The 16505-nt window shown below is 44.5% G+C and carries 17 protein-coding genes and 1 pseudogene; 7 read left to right on the top strand and 11 right to left on the bottom strand.

Annotation, left to right across the window (positions count from 1 at the left end):
- Positions 1-531 precede the first annotated feature (531 nt).
- The 5 genes and pseudogenes from QUA53_RS12300 to QUA53_RS12320 form a co-directional block, all read right to left on the bottom strand.
- Positions 532-1407 carry an SDR family oxidoreductase gene (locus QUA53_RS12300; protein WP_333097714.1) on the bottom strand — a complete coding sequence of 292 codons (876 nt, stop codon included), beginning with the start codon at positions 1405-1407 and terminating at the stop codon, positions 532-534.
- A gap of 630 nt (positions 1408-2037) precedes the next feature.
- Positions 2038-2190: a hypothetical protein gene (locus tag QUA53_RS12305; RefSeq protein WP_333097711.1), complete on the bottom strand. Its 153-nt coding sequence runs from the start codon at positions 2188-2190 to the stop codon at positions 2038-2040.
- 85 nt (positions 2191-2275) lie between these two features.
- Positions 2276-2548 carry a hypothetical protein gene (locus tag QUA53_RS12310; protein ID WP_333097709.1) on the bottom strand — a complete coding sequence of 91 codons (273 nt, stop codon included), beginning with the start codon at positions 2546-2548 and terminating at the stop codon, positions 2276-2278.
- 502 nt (positions 2549-3050) lie between these two features.
- Positions 3051-3230 (bottom strand): hypothetical protein, encoded by a 180-nt coding sequence (locus QUA53_RS12315; protein WP_333097707.1) that lies wholly within the window; start codon positions 3228-3230, stop codon positions 3051-3053.
- Between the two features lie 122 nt (positions 3231-3352).
- A pseudogene (locus tag QUA53_RS12320) lies at positions 3353-4189 on the bottom strand (IS630 family transposase).
- 361 nt (positions 4190-4550) lie between these two features.
- Between QUA53_RS12320 and QUA53_RS12325 the strand changes: the two are divergent.
- The gene (locus tag QUA53_RS12325) at positions 4551-4799 is read left to right on the top strand and encodes a hypothetical protein (protein ID WP_333097705.1); all 249 of its coding nucleotides are present in this window, start codon (positions 4551-4553) and stop codon (positions 4797-4799) included.
- 123 nt (positions 4800-4922) lie between these two features.
- Here the strand turns inward: QUA53_RS12325 and QUA53_RS12330 are convergent, their stop codons facing one another.
- Entirely contained in the window at positions 4923-5888 is a 966-nt protein-coding gene (locus QUA53_RS12330) for a glycosyltransferase family 2 protein (RefSeq protein ID WP_333097704.1), read from the bottom strand.
- A 285-nt stretch (positions 5889-6173) separates the two neighbouring features.
- Between QUA53_RS12330 and QUA53_RS12335 the strand changes: the two genes are divergently transcribed.
- On the top strand, positions 6174-6797 hold the full coding sequence (locus QUA53_RS12335; protein WP_333097702.1) for a TenA family protein: 624 nt from the start codon (positions 6174-6176) through the stop codon (positions 6795-6797).
- 715 nt (positions 6798-7512) lie between these two features.
- Here QUA53_RS12335 and QUA53_RS12340 read toward each other — a convergent pair.
- Positions 7513-8805, bottom strand: coding sequence for a pentapeptide repeat-containing protein (locus QUA53_RS12340; RefSeq protein WP_333097700.1), 1293 nt, complete (start codon positions 8803-8805; stop codon positions 7513-7515).
- Positions 8806-8925: 120 nt separating this feature from the next.
- Between QUA53_RS12340 and QUA53_RS12345 the strand changes: the two genes are divergently transcribed.
- Positions 8926-9381 (top strand): aspartyl protease, encoded by a 456-nt coding sequence (locus QUA53_RS12345; RefSeq protein ID WP_333097698.1) that lies wholly within the window; start codon positions 8926-8928, stop codon positions 9379-9381.
- A gap of 315 nt (positions 9382-9696) precedes the next feature.
- On the opposite strand, the gene QUA53_RS12350 is transcribed toward QUA53_RS12345, so the two are convergent.
- Positions 9697-10209 (bottom strand): DUF1648 domain-containing protein, encoded by a 513-nt coding sequence (locus QUA53_RS12350; protein WP_333097697.1) that lies wholly within the window; start codon positions 10207-10209, stop codon positions 9697-9699.
- Positions 10210-10310: 101 nt separating this feature from the next.
- On the opposite strand from QUA53_RS12350, the gene def reads away from it, so the two are divergent.
- The 3 genes from def (at position 10311) to QUA53_RS12365 (ending at position 12586) form a co-directional block, all read left to right on the top strand.
- Positions 10311-10871, top strand: coding sequence for a peptide deformylase (gene def / locus QUA53_RS12355; protein WP_333097695.1), 561 nt, complete (start codon positions 10311-10313; stop codon positions 10869-10871).
- Complete coding sequence (locus QUA53_RS12360) at positions 10871-11071, top strand: hypothetical protein (RefSeq protein ID WP_199292547.1); 201 nt, start codon at positions 10871-10873, stop codon at positions 11069-11071. Before def ends, QUA53_RS12360 begins: the two co-directional genes overlap by 1 nt.
- 177 nt (positions 11072-11248) lie before the next feature.
- Positions 11249-12586, top strand: a complete 1338-nt coding sequence (locus QUA53_RS12365; RefSeq protein ID WP_333097693.1) for a PrsW family glutamic-type intramembrane protease — start codon at positions 11249-11251, stop codon at positions 12584-12586.
- Between the two features lie 36 nt (positions 12587-12622).
- On the opposite strand, the gene QUA53_RS12370 is transcribed toward QUA53_RS12365, so the two are convergent.
- A complete protein-coding gene (locus tag QUA53_RS12370) occupies positions 12623-13309 on the bottom strand; it encodes a PEP-CTERM sorting domain-containing protein (RefSeq protein WP_333097691.1) in 687 nt (228 codons plus the stop codon).
- Between the two features lie 187 nt (positions 13310-13496).
- Entirely contained in the window at positions 13497-13622 is a 126-nt protein-coding gene (locus QUA53_RS12375) for a hypothetical protein (protein ID WP_333097689.1), read from the bottom strand.
- Between the two features lie 193 nt (positions 13623-13815).
- Between QUA53_RS12375 and QUA53_RS12380 the strand changes: the two genes are divergently transcribed.
- The gene (locus QUA53_RS12380) at positions 13816-14868 is read left to right on the top strand and encodes a Gfo/Idh/MocA family oxidoreductase (RefSeq protein ID WP_333097687.1); all 1053 of its coding nucleotides are present in this window, start codon (positions 13816-13818) and stop codon (positions 14866-14868) included.
- Positions 14869-15150: 282 nt separating this feature from the next.
- On the opposite strand, the gene QUA53_RS12385 is transcribed toward QUA53_RS12380, so the two are convergent.
- Positions 15151-16137, bottom strand: coding sequence for a GDSL-type esterase/lipase family protein (locus QUA53_RS12385; protein WP_333097685.1), 987 nt, complete (start codon positions 16135-16137; stop codon positions 15151-15153).
- Between the last annotated feature and the right edge of the window lie 368 nt (positions 16138-16505).

Raw genomic sequence — 16505 nt, forward strand, 5'->3', positions numbered from 1 at the left:
TTAATTGGGTCAACAGGTAAAAAATGAGTAAGATTACTCATTGACAATAGTGTTTTTAGCTTAACTTGTGAGCAATGTGCTGGCATCTACAGCTCACAGGATATTGGCTCTGAAAAATACCATTTTATACCCACTAATAAAGGAGCAAATTGGGAAACTTCCGCCCAGGAAATCGCTCCGCAATCAGAATAAGATGTCAAAAAAAATCTTCATGATTTATATTAATAGCAGAAACTCTTGATTTGTGGCTGGTAATAGTGTCAGTGCGCTCGATGATGTTTCTCTATCAAGTTCATCGCCCTAATGAATTATTTGATTGTTATGCAGCAAGATACCACTACTTGAGATATTTGCGGTCTAACTCCTCCGCAATGCCTTCCTGGCTGCCACGTTCAATCATATCTGCATGACAGCTTAGTGCGGTTTAGTCTAGTGTCCGGTGAGTAAAGAAAGCGATCGCCCAAACAAATCCTTTTTTAGGTAAAATGACAGCGATCGCCTATTTCCTCCCCATAGTTTCTCCCAGTTAATTTAGGCAGACCAAGCTTCGCGAAAGTCACCATAAAGGGTCAATCCACCATCAATATAGAGCGTTTGTCCCGTAATGTAAGCCGCTTCATCTGATGCAAGAAAGGCAACAGATGCAGCCATTTCCTCCGATGTACCTGCCCGTCCCATTGGGATATGGCTTTCCACTACTGCCTTTTGTCCTGGATTGTCCGTCCAACTTTCATTAATCGGTGTAATTGTTGCACCCGGGGCAATAGCATTGACGCGGATGACTCGGCTTGCGTATTCCAACGCTAGGGTTTTAGTCAGATTTCCCATGCCACCTTTGCTGATGGAATAGCTGATATACATCGGGCAGGGAATGATTTCATGCACACTCGAAATATTGATAATCACCCCAGAGCGCTGCTGCTCTAACAGATGCTTAATGGTTTCCCGCGCACAGAGATATGCACCTCGCAAATAGACTGCTATCACGCGATCGAATTCATCCGTTGGCACTTCATGGGATGCGCTTTCTGTTTGAATCCCAGCATTATTAATCAGGATATCCAGACTACCAAATTTATCAATGACACTCTTCACCATACGAAGGATATCATCTTCTTTGGAGACATCTCCCTGAACTAATAGCGTTTCAACCCCGCATTCCGATGCTTGTCCACAGGCTTTTTGCAGAGCTACTTCTTCATTATCTTCTGCCTCTTCTAAGCTTTTGCGATAGTTAACGGCAATGTTGCAACCTTCTTGAGCAAGACGAATGGCGATGCCTGCCCAATACCTGAACTCGCTCCAGTAATGAGTGCGTTTTTTCCCTTTAAACCTTTCATTATTGCTCTCCCAGAGATTTAAAACAAAATATCTTAACCGAAATCTCAAGCCAACTAGCTTCAACATCAACCAGAAAATTGTTCTGTCTTTTCCCCACGAATTTCATCGCGCCAATACGGGGAATAAGGTCAAATGCGCCTGCGACTGCCGCCAGGAACAGTGCATAGGGAATATCCACCAAGATAAACACCACAAAGGTAGAGAAGCCGAAAAATATTGATAATAGCAACCGAGCCAAAAGAAACCTAAAAATTTATTTTGGATTTCCCTGGTCAAATCCTCGTATAAGCCGGGTGGAAAGAGCCTCACATCAGATCCCAATAGTCGTCTACCATCGATCAGCATAAAGAAGGGAACCACGTAAGCACAATCACATCTAGCAAACTGAATAACAGATTTTGCACTGTGGAAAATTCCAGGCAGATTATGCCTATGACTTGTTGGTGCAGTGGTTGCTTAAAAGTGCTAAAATCTAACGTAATATGGGGATTTAACAGAAACTATTGAAATGTTTCCAACAGTGCCAGTGGCGAGTCTAAAAATTGAGGATCCTGTTCTAATAAATGCTGTGCTTGGGAAATGTTAGCTAATCCTAACGTTGCCATTAACGCACCTACAATCAATCAATAAGGCAAGTAAAAAAGCCAGCACTACCGCTAGCCAACGAGGGAGGAAACGAGATACAAATTTGACGGGTTAGTTCAGCAGAAAGGCGAGAGTAGCTGCAAAAATAAAAGCCAACACCTGCACGATAGCCCAAGCAAGCACAAAGAGTAGCAGGTAGCGAATTAGTTGAGCATTGTTGAGGTGTTCCCACATCCGATAGGTGTTAATTTTTGGGTTGTCCATTACAGCCTGTCAACCTTTCCACCGTTCCTCATCCGCTCGATAAAGGTTTTGCTCTACCTTATGGATTTGATGTATGCTTACCTAACTATTGAAGTTTCCACGCAATTAGACCAACAAGCACAATCAGACCTAATGCTCTACGAAAGTAATTAACGCCTTGAAATAATTCTTCCCAAGCCCAAGTAAACAAAGAGCCAAAGGCTACTAGCTCCAACCCTAAATTAATTTTACCTGTTGTAACAATCAGCGTTAATAAAGTAGCTACAATCCCGACACTCAGTGGTAGATTGGGCATCTGAGCTATAACTATTTTGCCTTCGCTGTCCCGGAATGTGCGATCGAATAATGTGTTTTCCATGAGTTTATCGTGTCAATGCAATAAATAGAAACAGCTTAACATTCAATCAATACTGCGTTTTTTTGGGAAACGATGATACAAGCTTGATAGGGCAAGGACCATAAAAAAGTCGAATTAAATGCAAGTCAGGAGTGGAGATGACTTTGATTTAATTATCCCCCGTGGCTCTAAGTCTTATAAAATCAGGCATTGAGCCAGAGCAAAACTGTCGGCACTATTGAACAGTGAAATAAGAGATTAATCCTGAATAAAGTTTTTTTGTCTCTATCAATAATTTATTCTGCTTGTTTTTTCCATCATTTTATTTTTTTTATTTGAGTGGTTAGAGGATATTTTTATATTAAAATTCAAAATTTAAAAGATCATCTCTCGCTTGGAATAGTTTAGAGTAAAAGGTAATCTATAATTGGACAGACATCATCGTTTCTCTAGTATCGTATCGAGAGCGATCGACTCGATCCTCAAATCCAAGGTCAGCAATTCACAGGTCTAAACCTTTTCCTCAAGCAGGCTTGAACCTTCGCAGTGCAGTAATTTTTGTTTCCACAGCTTGAATTGATTGTGTAGCAGCTATTTCTGCTCCATCGCTCTCAGCATCCTGACTCACAAAAAATGTGCCCAGCGTTGCTGTCAAATAACCACCTAGCGCGATCGCACAAAATGCCAGGAAAAAACAAAGCACCTGCCCTTGGGCTGTTCTAGGAAATTCGCACTCAAACGCATTAATGCTAGCCGCTCCAGCTATGGTGACTATAGCGATCCTAAATGATTTTCTATGTAAAAGTATAGCAACCGCCAAGGCGGTTAGAACGCTTTGCTGAGGACATCTTCCAGAGCATCTCGAACACAGCTAAATCTATGGGTTTGTTGACGGATGCGACTTTTTTGCCATGACCATCATTCTCAATTTTGTTTAAATCTGTCGCATAAGGTGCCAAATATAGCAATCGACATCCCGTACATTCAATTATCTCTTGAATACGTCCACCTTTGTGGAATGTTATATTATCTGCTATCACAACGGGTCCAGGTTTTAATACTGGTACTCAACAAGTTTCTAGTCAGATTTCAAATACGCTTCGATTACAAGCTCCTTCTACCGTAAATGGTGCTAGTAATTTTCCATTAAACTCCCGCCGCAATTATATTTATTCGTCCTCTTCTTATTTTACCAATTTTTAGTGCTTCAAACCTGTCACCTATCTCATTATACCCATACCCATATTCATCTCGGTCATCCATCCCTGACTCATCTATATAAACTCGTTCTTCTTGGCTATATCTGGCTAACTGTTCTGTGAATTATGGGTCTTTTTATTCGCCCCTTTCTCGATATCCATAAGTTTTTTACGACTAAAACCAATTTTTTCTAAGACTTTTGAGATTGTTATATCGCTAATTTCCTCAAACAATAGTTCTGCCATCTCTACTTGTGTTTTATCCCCATGGGCCCTCACAAATTCTTTAAATTGTACCCCCTGTAATTTTATGACCATTACCCAACGGTTGATTGGGCAATGCCTCAAACCCCCCTGTTTGGGCAAGTCATTTTAGCCAGAGACCGATCGTGTTGCCACTAATATTGAACAGTTGACTGGCTTCAGTAGTTTTCAAGACATCGACTTTGATAGCGATTATCACCTGTTGACGAAGGTCGTAACTTTAGGGCTTGGGCATAAGTTGTACGCTCGCAATCGAGCAATTGGGAATACTTACAGTTTATGCCATAACCGCCTTGGCGGTTGCTATATCAAAGAAGTGCCCGATGTTGAATTACATATTTTTTATGGTTGGCAAGGAATTGATTCTTTAATTAATTTACCTTATCTTGAGAAATTTCTATATTTACCCGATAAAAAGAAAAGAAATTACAACTTTTAGAGCAGGAAAATGTCTATGAAGATGGCAGTATTCGACACAAGGAGTTAGTGAAAAAATTATTCAAATCAGGTATCTGGGTTTATCCTTGTCATACTGCTGCGGAGATTTTCTGTATTAGTGCTTGGCGCAAGCTACTGGTTGTGTTCCTGTGGTGACAACTTATGCAGATTTAGATGACACTGTAAAATCAGGTATCAGAATTAAGGGATCTGCGGGGAATGAGGAAACTAATAATGCTTTTATTGCAGCAGTGATTGACTTGGTAAAAAATCCTGAAAAACAAGACTTTTTAAGACAACAAGCATTAGCTATTAAAGATTACTTTGGCTGGAATAGAGTCACTCAACGATGGGATCGGGAGTGTATATAGGCTGAAATTAAGTAGAAAATAATGAATCAACAACCCGCATTTTGAATGTGGTTCAGGCTTCAGGTGATTCAGGCAGGATACAACCGCTATCTTTAAACCATCAAGATAGTAAAAACCTCCTGCTTATTTACTATTTTTTTGACGCAATGGATCGAAGCCAGCCACTTCTGCCAGCGTATAAAGTGGCCGGCCCTTCACCTCCTCGTAAATCCGCCCTATATACTGGCCCAAAATCCCAATACTCACCAACTGTACCGCCCCCAAAAAGAAAACTGCCATCATCACAATTGTCAAACCAGTTAAGGCAGAGTTTGGATAAAAAAGCCGCCAGTACAAAATCAAAAAAGCCATTAACACTGATATAAATGCAGCAAACAACCCCAAATAAATCGAAAGTCGGAGGGGAACTTTTGAAAAAGATACTAAACCATTCATCGCTAAACTCAAAGATTTTCTGAAGGTATACTTAACCTCACCTGCAAAGCGCGGATCACGTTCAAACTTAACTGCGGTTTGTTTAAAACCAATCCAAGCGCGCAATCCCCGAATGTAGCGGTTACGTTCTGGCATGGCGTTGAGTACATCCACCACGCACCTATCCATCAAACAAAAATCTCCCGTATCTATGGGAATATCCACATCAGCAAGATTCCGCAAAATGCGATAATACATATAAGCTGGCAATCGCTTAAACCAACCTTCTTGACGGCGTTGAGTGCGCTGAGCGTAAACAACTTGATAGCCCTGCTGCCACTGTTCTACCATATCTATAATTAGCTCTGGTGGGTCTTGCAAATCGCCGTCCATGATGACTACCACTTGACCTCTAGAAAAGTTTAAACCTGCAGTTACAGCTATTTGATGACCGAAATTGCGGGCCAAACTGAGGTAACAAATTCGTGAGTCTTTTTCGTGCAATTCTCGCAAAAGTTCTAGAGAGCGATCGCGACTGCCATCATTGATTAAAATTAATTCTACTGGACCGTCCATTCGATCCATCACGGCACTAATTCGCCGATACAATTCAGCGAGATTTTCTTCTTCGTTATAGATAGGAATTACCAAGGAATACTTAGGTGTATCTTTCATAGCAGTTTCTGTTTAAGAATTGGCTTTTCAACCGTTAAATCAAAAGTTTCTTTTTCCCCACACCCCCTAGCTGCTTCACGAGAGAGGTTCGGCACGTAATTTCGCTCTTTTAGCCGGACAATATCCGCCCACAAAATAGCCGCGTACCAACAATTATCTATTTTTTTAAATACAAAAAATAAAAGATATCATAAAAATGACACACGCCACGCGAAAACATCTGTTATCATAGATGTTTAGTCAGATTATAAAAATTACAATCATAACCCATCGATTCAAAATTGCATGACAAATTCCAATTATCTTTGGCAAGCAAATCAAGACTTAAGCGAAGCTTGTCTACAACATCCCTTTGTCAGAGGCATTGCTGACGGCAGCCTCCCCCAAAATAGTTTTGCATATTACGTTGCACAAGACGCATTTTTTCTGGGAGCATTTGCTCGCGCTTACAGTATCGCTGCCGCAAAAGCACCTGACTGGGAGGGGTTTGAAATCCTTCACGATCTCGGTAGTGGCGTTTTAGAAGAACTTCGTTTGCATCAAGGATATGCAGCCAAATGGGGTGTAAACTTGCAAGAGGCAAAACCGGAAATTGCTACCCGTCGCTATACAGATTTTTTATTAGCGACAGCTTGGGGAAGTGGTGTAGGTTTAACAGCAGCCGCGATGACTCCTTGCTTGCGGTTGTACGCTTTTTTGGGACAGCAGCTAGCTAAACCTAATATACCGGAACACGCTTTTAGCGACTGGATTTCCACCTATAGCAGCCCGGATTTTGAGATTTTAGCAAAACGGCTGGAAATTTTAGTCGATCGCTACGCAGAAGCTGGGCTGGAGGTAGAAACAACCTATCGCTACGCTATGCTGTGTGAAAGAGACTTTTTTCAGGCAGCTTGGGAAATAGAGTAAATTAAGTTTATGCAAAAGATAGGGAGAAGTATATTAAGCTACCTAGACCCACGCAGCAAATTCAACAGCCATGTACAGCACTAATGTAGCAAATAATGTCATAACACCATATTCCCAACAAGTCGGATTAATCAACACGAAACCGAGTGCCATTGAAACCTCCATAATGCCGTAAGCTTAGGGGTCCAATGATTGCATATCAACGGAATTTATCAGTAGCGCTAAAGATCCAACCAAAACCGGAATATCCGACTGTAATGCTCAGCCTCTTTCACAAATCCAACAAATAGCTACCGCCCTAAATTAGGGTAACTTTACTAATAGTTTGAATCTGCTAATAAGGCACCAAAAAATGCCCAAATATTAATTAGTAGCCCGGCTACTTCCACTTGCATTCCAAAAGTTGTGAAGCCGCGCATTAGCAAAAGTGACAGAGGCTAAAAAGCCATAGAATGCTGCTGCTCATCATCTGCATAGCTGTTACCTAAATTAGCGATTTATAGGTGCCATTTATCGTCCCATCAGAAAGCACCTAGCAGCGACAAAAATTACCTCGTCCAGGCTTTTGGAGCGCTCCAGGCGCGGAATTACTTCTAGCCTTAAATCCGTATTTGTCAGGGCTAAAACAGCGCCCGACTGTAGATTTAAAATTAAAGTATAGTCCGCTGCCGAGCGATCGCCAAATATATACCTAAGTACAGCGGTACTGATAATTTTAACGTCCGAGTTTATTGGGAATCCCTTCGCAGCCACCGGGAATAGTCTCTCTCGACTTCGAGCCGCACCAAGCGCAGCAGTAATAGCGCTGTTCCTCCGACAGCCGCTTGACACCGGTGAAATCAGCACGTTCAACCACAGCGCCGGTATGTTCACCCGTTTGATAGTTAGGAAATTCGGTACGGCTGCGAGGGGATGCAGTTTGTGCCGAGCCGTAGAATAATGCGGCGGCTCTCATGTCGGCGCGAGCGAGATTGGCGTCGTACAAGACAGCGCGCGAGAGGTTGGCTTTCACTAAATCGCATTTGCTGAGATTGGCGCGGACGAGGTTGGCTTCGCTCAAATCCGTCCACCGCAAATCGGTGCCAGCCAGGTTAGCACCCGCTAACATGACATTGAGATCGATAACGCGGATACCGTGATCTCTATCTTCCGCGTAGCCACCGTCGCCGTCAAGGATGGGGCGGCCTAAAAGCCGATCGCGCTTCAGAGGAGTAACCAATCTAGACTGCGACAAAAACCGCAGAATTTTAGCTTTACCTTCAGCATCTACACTGCTCATAATCGCAGCGGTGCGGCCTTCTGCGATCGCCCTTTCCTGCGGCCAGTCTTCCAAAAACCCTTGTTCGTCAAGGGCTAAGTCGGAAACCCCTTGAAAATAAGCATCGATCGTTTGCTGCTGCGTAATTCTATTTTGCTGAATCGTCAAATCTTTCGAGATCACGTACTGCCGCCAAGCCACGTAAACGCCCAAAATTGCGATCAAAATTTGGCCCAAAGCGCCGATCAACTCGCCCAAAGCGCCGATGGCGTCCCAGTTGATTTGGATGTTGCGGCTTCCCGGTTCAGTATTAGTACCGCTGAGCATCAGCAAGCCAACAATCCCAGCTAACAGCCCGAAGCAGGCGACGATCAGCGTGCGCCAAGTCGGCGGAATTACCTGCGCCCAGATTTTGCCCCAACTCGGCCACATCAGCCGCAGCGATATGCCGATCGCACCTACGGCGCCAATTAAGCCCAGCCAAATGTTGTCATTTGCCAGCCCAAAAATCATCGCAGCGATCAACCCCAGCGTCAGCACGGACCCCGACTTCTCAGCAGTCGTTTGTTCCGGCTGCGGTGGCAAAAAAACCTTGCGAGTTGGAGGCGGTGGCACCGGTTTTTCCGGTTCAGCAGTAACGACGATTGTCCCTGATTCTGGTGGCACAGTAGGGCTCGCACCGTTCTGACTTTCTACAGTCACGTTAGACTCAGGGCGATTGGGTTGAGAAGAGTTGTTTTCTGGTGTCATGCGTTGAGGCAAATTCTAATTTTAGCCGGTCATTAAAATGATTTTAACTAACTTTCGCAGGATTATAGATAGCCTTACAATAGAAACATCCACTAATTACACTCAAAGAGGTAACATATTATGACCCTGGTACTCCCCAATCTACAAGAAAAACAAATGGGTCAAGTAATCACGACAATCACCGTCACCAATCGCATCGATATAGTTATGGCTGAACGGGGATTCATTGGTGCTGAGGAAGTTCGCTCTGTTACCCTCGATAACGTTGTTGTCGATACCGGAGCGACACTACTTTCCTTGCCAGCTCTTATTATTAGCCAACTAGGTTTAAAACAAGTAGGAGAAAGAGATGTAGAAACATCGCCTGGCATCAAAAAAGGTAGAATTTTTGCAGATGCTCAAATTATTGTAGAGGGGAGAGAGGGCAGATTTGATTGTTTAGAACTGCCCGCAGGCGTTTCCGCTGTTTTGTTGGGGGTGATTCCAATGGAAGAACTAGGCTTAGAACCTGATTTAAAAAATCGACAGTTGCGAGTATTGCCGATCAACAATAAGCAAACATATCTGATGGGTTAGTCGAGCGGCATCTACCGTATAACTAACCCCTCGCGTATGATTACTATCATGTCTCCTCAATTACCAGAAATCAAAAATGTTTGTAGTGATAACTAAACTCCTCATAAAACTTAGATGACTTGAGTCCTCAATACAAAAAAAAATATTTATTTATTTAGGCACAATAATATTACCTGGAGTTAAAAACATCATACCAAAAAACTTTATTGTTGGGTATATAGCGGTTCTCAAAAAAGTGAGGAAGGCCCTATGCCCTATGCCCACTCGTACCTCATATTTCTGAGAAAGGCTATATGTAAGTTTTTTGCCCTAGATCTAGCGAGCAGAATAAGCCTTGAGCAAATACACGCCAACTGTCCCAAATATCAAAAAAACTAACCCTAAAAGTAACTCCATACTCAATCTTTGAGCATTGCCCAAAGCGACAAGAATTTGCTGTCGCACCACAAACGCCAACAGCCAGCAAATCTCCGCCTTCAGCCAAGCCAAAAGGTCTCTGCCCAACAGATATTGCCGATGAGCGTTCTCAGAATTAATCGGTACCGGATAATTAAAAGTATGGGGATAGCGCGAAACCGCAGTTAAAACGGCAAAAATAATGGCAGCAACCGCCGGCACGATCCAAATCATCACCTTGTCTCCCCAAGCATCAGCTAGCCCCCCCAAGCCGAAATGTATCGGAATTCGATCGGGCAAAACCGCCCAAAACTTGACGATGAGCAAAACAGCTAGCAAAATCGCGATCGCACCCAAAAGCTCTACCGCGACTATAACAGGCGAAAGCCCCAGAGAAATAATCGGCCGTTGGTTTGGTTTGTTTCCAGTCATGGCTACTTAAAATTAGATTAATATTGAAAACAATAGTATTGGTTCCAATTTCATTCCCCAACAGCTTTCGTTGGGGGTTTCCAAATATCCCGCGAGGTTTTATGACGGCTCAGGTCTTGATTGAAAAGAAAAAGTTAGAAAAACCGCCCCTAACAATACACACATTAGGCGATCGCGTCCTGCGGCAGCCAGCCAAGCGTGTCAAAAGCGTCGATGCAGAAATTAGGCAGCTAGTCCGAGAAATGCTGCAAACCATGTACAGTGCCGACGGTATCGGTTTGGCCGCCCCCCAAGTGGGAGTCCACAAACAAGTAATCGTCCTCGACTGCGACCCGGAAAACCCCGCCACACCACCAATCGTTTTGATCAACCCCACCATCAAAAGTAGCAGCAGCGATATCTGCATCTTGCAAGAAGGGTGTTTGAGCATTCCGGGAGTTTATTTAGAAGTCAAACGCCCAGAAGTCATTGAAGTCTCCTACCGCGACGAATACGGCCGCCCACAAACCCTGATAGCAACAGACTTACTGTCGAGGGCAATTCAGCACGAAATGGATCACCTCAACGGAGTGCTGTTTGTAGACAGAGTAGAAAACAAGCTGGCACTGAATGAAGCATTAGTCAAGCATAAATTTTCGCCAAAGGCAGTAAAATCAGTATGATGGCAGGAACTCCGAAAAGTGGTTTACTCTTAGCTCTTTCGTGCATCACTGCGATCGCGGCAGTCGGCTCCATCTTTGAGCTGTCATCGGGAGAAGCTCAACTTGGCAATTTAGTCACGGGCATCATCCTCGCCCTGAGCGTACCGCTAACTGGCATATTTTTCTATGCAGCCGTTCAGGATGCCAGAGCAAATCTATAAGCAGAGTGATTAGTCATTAGTCATTAGTCATTAGTCAGCAGTTATTAGTAATTAGTAATTAGTCAGCAGCTAACAACTAATAACTGTGGAATAAAGACTGCTCAAAAATAACATCAGCTAACAGCTTGCGAGCTCATGACCAATGACTAATGACTAATGACTAATGACTCATAACTCATGACTAATGAAATCGGATTTCTGCGACAAGTGCCAGCCAAAGATGCTGTGGGAACCCCAGCATCCCAGTACCAACTTTCTGAAGATGGGGAATTGGTCATAGGACGCGATCGCAATTGTCAAATAGCCTTAGAGTCGATCGGTCACGGCATGGTTTCCCGTCGCCACGCCACGATCCGTCCCCTAACTCAGGGTAATGTGACGAGATGGGAAATTTGCGACCTCAACAGCGCTAACGGAACTTATATCAACGGAAAAAAGCTCTCTGGCTGCCAAACTTTAGAAACAGGCGATCGCATCAGTCTCGGCCTTGACGGCCCTGAATTCATCTTTGAATCTCCCGTAACCCCTTACCAAAATCAACCCGGATTCCCTGCACCACAAACGGGCAATTTTGCGGCTAGCGAAAAAGATGCTCTCACTTTAACTCAATTATTCCCGATCGCCTCCACTGGCAAACAATTAAGTCAAAAAGCTTACTTATATCCAGGTATCGCCACAGTTATTGTTGTCGTGTCGATGTTTGTCGCAGTTGGCAATTCTGCAGCATTCAACTTGCTGCTGTCAGCTTACCTCGCCGGTGCGGCTTACTACTTTATCTATCAACTGTGCGGCAAACACAAGCCTTGGTGGGTATTGCTTGGTTCTGCCTTAGCTACAGTCCTGATTGTGATCAGCCCCTTATTAATTGGATTTATATTCGTATTTAGAGAAATTTTGCCCGGCCGCCTGCCAACCGAAGGCGAAACAATCAGTTTTTTGCCTTTTTTGAACAGAATGTTTTTCGGGGCGGGTCTGATGGAAGAATTACTGAAAGCCTTGCCCGTTTTGGGAGCGATGCTGCTGGGAAATTGGCTGCGAAATCCGTGGCGCGCTCGAATCGGCGTTTGGGAACCTTTAGACGGAATTCTGTTAGGAAGTGCCTCGGCCGTCGGCTTTACACTGTTAGAAACTCTGGGACAGTACGTTCCCAATGTCATCCAAAATGTCACCCTGCAAGCAGGGGCGGAGGCGGGACAATTAGTAGGATTGCAGTTGCTAATTCCCCGCATTTTGGGTTCCGCCGCCGGACACATGGCTTACAGCGGCTATTTGGGATATTTTATCGGTTTGAGCGCCCTCAAACCTAGGAAGCGCTGGCAAATTTTGGGCGTCGGCTATTTCAGCGCTTCGGCACTTCACGCTTTGTGGAACGCGTCGGGAGCCGTCAGCGTACTTTTGCTGGCCTTGGTGGGAGTTTTGTCCTATGCGTTTTTGGTAGCTGCGATTTTGAAAGCCAGAGCTCTGTCTCCCAATCGAGAGCAAAATTTTGCAACTCGAATATTCTTTGAAAAGTGACTTCTGAGTGCTTAATTGTTGAGGTGCGATCGCACCTCAAGCTGCCATTTTTTTCTTGTGTTTTAACCAGCTTAAACCTGCCAATGCTAAAGCTGTACTCCCAACGGTGAGAGGTTCGGGAACTGGTTCGGGTTCGGTATTCACTAGGGTGTAATAAACATCGGCAGAGTCTATCTTCTGTCTGTGTTCCTCTGAAATACCGTTGCTGCGGCTAATAGATACCTCCTTAAACCCCTGGAACCAAGATGGCCCAATAATACTAATACCCCTATAATGCTGCACGTACATTTCCATATACGCAAATGCCCTGCCGCTATACTCAATACGATCGGGTCCTCCTAGTTGGTCTGGAGGAACTATTAATTCTCTTGTCGCTGAGTCATAGCCGCCTCCTGTGATTCCGTGAAAAACCCCTTCATAAAATATAGCTATAGCCCCTGCCAAATTGTAGTATTCTTTGCGTTCTTCAAAAAAAGGCTCAAGAATAAAAGGAGTGTTTAATCTTCCCTCGCTTACAGCAATTTCTTGATATCCTCTTTCTGCGCTAACCGAGGAGTAATTCACCTTGAAAAAACCACTACCTCCACCCTCGTCCACTTGAAAATTGTAGGTAAGTACGGCGGCTTGTGTTTTGTCAACTCCTACCAATGAGAGGGCTGAAAACAAACTTAAAATTGTGCTAGCGATCGCACTTCCTAATCTGGGCCTTTGTTTTTGAATCATTGTTTTTTATTAAGCTTTACGTAAGTCTAGTTTATTTGAGTGAACCGTCGCCCGTAATTATCCGCATTCTTAAACTAAATTTTTTTGAATTCAAAGATTGCAAAATGTAAATAACCGAACTAATACGGATGCATCCTCTGTTCTGTTTGTATAATTTATGACTTTTACTATTACTTTTGAACATAAACTAGAAAAATGTTTTATCGTCATAGCCAAATATTCCGACGGGTTTGTGTTCTGGTGATGCAGCAGGCGATCGTCCCAATGCCAATACATATTTAATATATTTTGTCAATACGCAATGTCCAGACATTTGACCCCTGTATTCTGCCCTTGTGTATGACTAGCTTCTGCTTAATTGCCTGATGCGATAATCGCAACTGAACTTAGAAATTCTTCACAAATAGTTTGACTGTGGTACTATCTGGATGGCTGTGAGTAGCTGAGGGAAGCCAAGGGGCTTGATTCCTGTGGTGGTGGAGGAGAATCCAGGAGTGCTAGATAGGATGTCATTGGGATACGCAAACGTTTTCGCCCAGCGAAGTCAACTCGAACCCCTCCGCATTGGGGTGATTGGGGTTGGCAATATGGGCCAGCATCACACGCGAGTTCTGAGCTTGCTAAAAGATATCGAACTCGTGGGTGTTGCAGATATAAATGTAGAGCGGGGAATAGATGTAGCAAGCAAATACCGGGTTCGCTTCTTTGAAGACTACCGAGATTTGCTCGCCCACGTAGATGCAGTTTGCGTCGCCGTTCCAACTCGCCTGCATCACCCTGTGGGGATGTCTTGTCTCCAAGCGGGTGTTCACGTTTTAATTGAAAAGCCGATCGCGGCTAGCATTGCCGAAGCCGAATCTTTGGTAAACGCGGCTGCTGAGGCCCACCGGATTTTACAAGTGGGTCACATCGAGCGCTTCAATCCAGCTTTTCAGGAACTCGGCAAAGTGCTGAAAACTGAAGAGTTACTGGCATTGGAAGCTCACCGGATGAGTCCCTATTCCCAGCGGGCTAACGACGTATCGGTTGTTTTGGATTTAATGATCCACGACATCGACTTGCTTTTGGAATTGGCAGATTCCCAAGTGGTGAAGCTGACAGCCAGTGGCAGCAGAGCCTCAGATTCAGGTTATTTAGACTACGTGACAGCGACGTTGAACTTTGCTAACGGCATTGTCGCCACTCTGACTGCCAGTAAGGTGACGCACCGCAAACTCCGTTCAATCGTGGCTCACTGCAAGAATTCTCTGACAGAGGCAGATTTTCTCAACAACGAAATCTTGATTCACCGACAAACAACCGCCAATTACGTGACGGATTACGGTCAGGTGCTTTACCGTCAAGATGGGTTGATCGAGAAAGTTTACACCAGCAATATTGAACCGCTCCACGCAGAATTGGAGCATTTTATTAATTGCGTGCGGGGTGGAAATCAGCCTTCTGTAGGAGGAGAACAAGCTCTCAAAGCTCTGCGGCTTGCGAGTTCGATCGAGCAAATGGCTCTCGACGGTCAAGCTTGGTATCCGAAAGAGCTAGAGTCTACTTTGCAAGTTAGCTAAATCGAGACAAATCGTGTCGTTTCCGGGTGCTTTTACAGTTTGGGTTTGTTGTTCGTTGAAGAGGGTAACTGTTCCCATGCAACCGGATTCGATGTCAGTCGATTTGAGATTGGACAATTCGGCGTGAGAAGTTCGGCGAGTGCGAGCGTCGAGTTGCCCTCAGTCGAACGATTTTATATCTTAGATTGACTCTGCAGATAAATCTGGGGGCTTCAACTAAGGTTTCAAATTTTTTGCTCTCGACAACAGAAGTCGTGGGCAAGTATCCGTTTTTAGGTGAAGTCACGATTTATGCCAAAAAAGAGCGACTATTTGACGACTGATGGTTTTGCTAACTAGCTGATTTCCTTGAGGACTGAGGTGAATGCTGTCTCGATACAAAGTTGGAAATTCGGCCGCACAATTGAAAATGGAAAGAAAATCTATGTAAGTAATTTTCTCTGTTTCTACGAGTTCGGCGAGACGCGCTCTAGCATTGACTTCCCAGTCGCGAGGGCCCGGGCCGCCGAGTTCGCCACGCTTGGGCGTGACGGCTAGCAAAAACTCGATGTTGGCGGATACAGCTATTTTCTGGATTTGCCGAATAGCCTCTAAGTTGGAGCCTACTACATCGCCGCTTGTGGCTCCGGGTACTGCCAATTGGCGAGTCGGCGCCGCAGGGAGCAGGTAGCGGCTCAATAACTCTAGCGTAGCCGATCGGGGTTTGCGATCCGGGTAAGATCGATCGCGCCCCACAACCAGAGAACAGGGAGCCGACGCAAACAAATCGTCCGTATTGAGCAGCAAAACCAAAGCCTTTGCCCCAAAAATACCGAACCGCTTGGCGTAAGCAAGTTGATTCCTCGGTCCCCAAGAATTGGCTGAGGCGTTTAAAACTTCAAAATCTGAATAGTTGACTTGTGGATCTAATTGTGTATGGTTCGCCAGATTCTGTACTAGCAGTCTCAAATTCCGAGCCATAATTTCCGAGATCGTATCTGTCTGATGTGTCCACCAACCGCCGTTGGCGACAGAATCTCCCAACAGCAAGAGGCGCAGAGTTTCTGGAGGGGCTATCGGGGCGATCGCTCCACTACGCATCGAATACTCGTTAATCTCAATCCGGTTGCCCAAGCGACGCACCTTCTGGTTAGGCGCCAACAAATAGCCGCACTCGGCATCGGCAATGTAAATCAAGGGATTGCCAAAACCCAGCAGCACCCGCAGCAGCACTTCGATTGCTGCTGCGGGTGCTGCGGTGACAGCCAAAATTATGAGAACAACTTCCACCACTTAACCTCGATATAGAAGGAAAAACCCCTGCCGAAACCAAGGTATAAAAAAGAATGCAACAGCAGTCAAGCTCTCAACCCCGATTGTAGTCAGTAGATTTTAGATTAAAGATTAAAGTATTGACTCCACAGATGAATCTGGGAAATCTCCCTAAAATCTAAACTTTTTTTGCTTTCGAGGACTCGTGCCTTGAAGCAAGTATCCCTCTTGGAGTGAGGTAAGTATGTTGTCCTTGTAAAAACTAAAATCTAAAATCTAAAATGTTATGCCGTCGGGCTTTGAGCAACTTGGCAACCCGATTAAGTCAACCGGATCGCCCTCGTGGATATAGAATTCTAGAATATACCGTCAAAATCCGCCGTCAG

It is taken from the genome of Microcoleus sp. Pol12B3, assembly GCF_036701355.1.
GTDB lineage: Bacteria > Cyanobacteriota > Cyanobacteriia > Cyanobacteriales > Microcoleaceae > Microcoleus.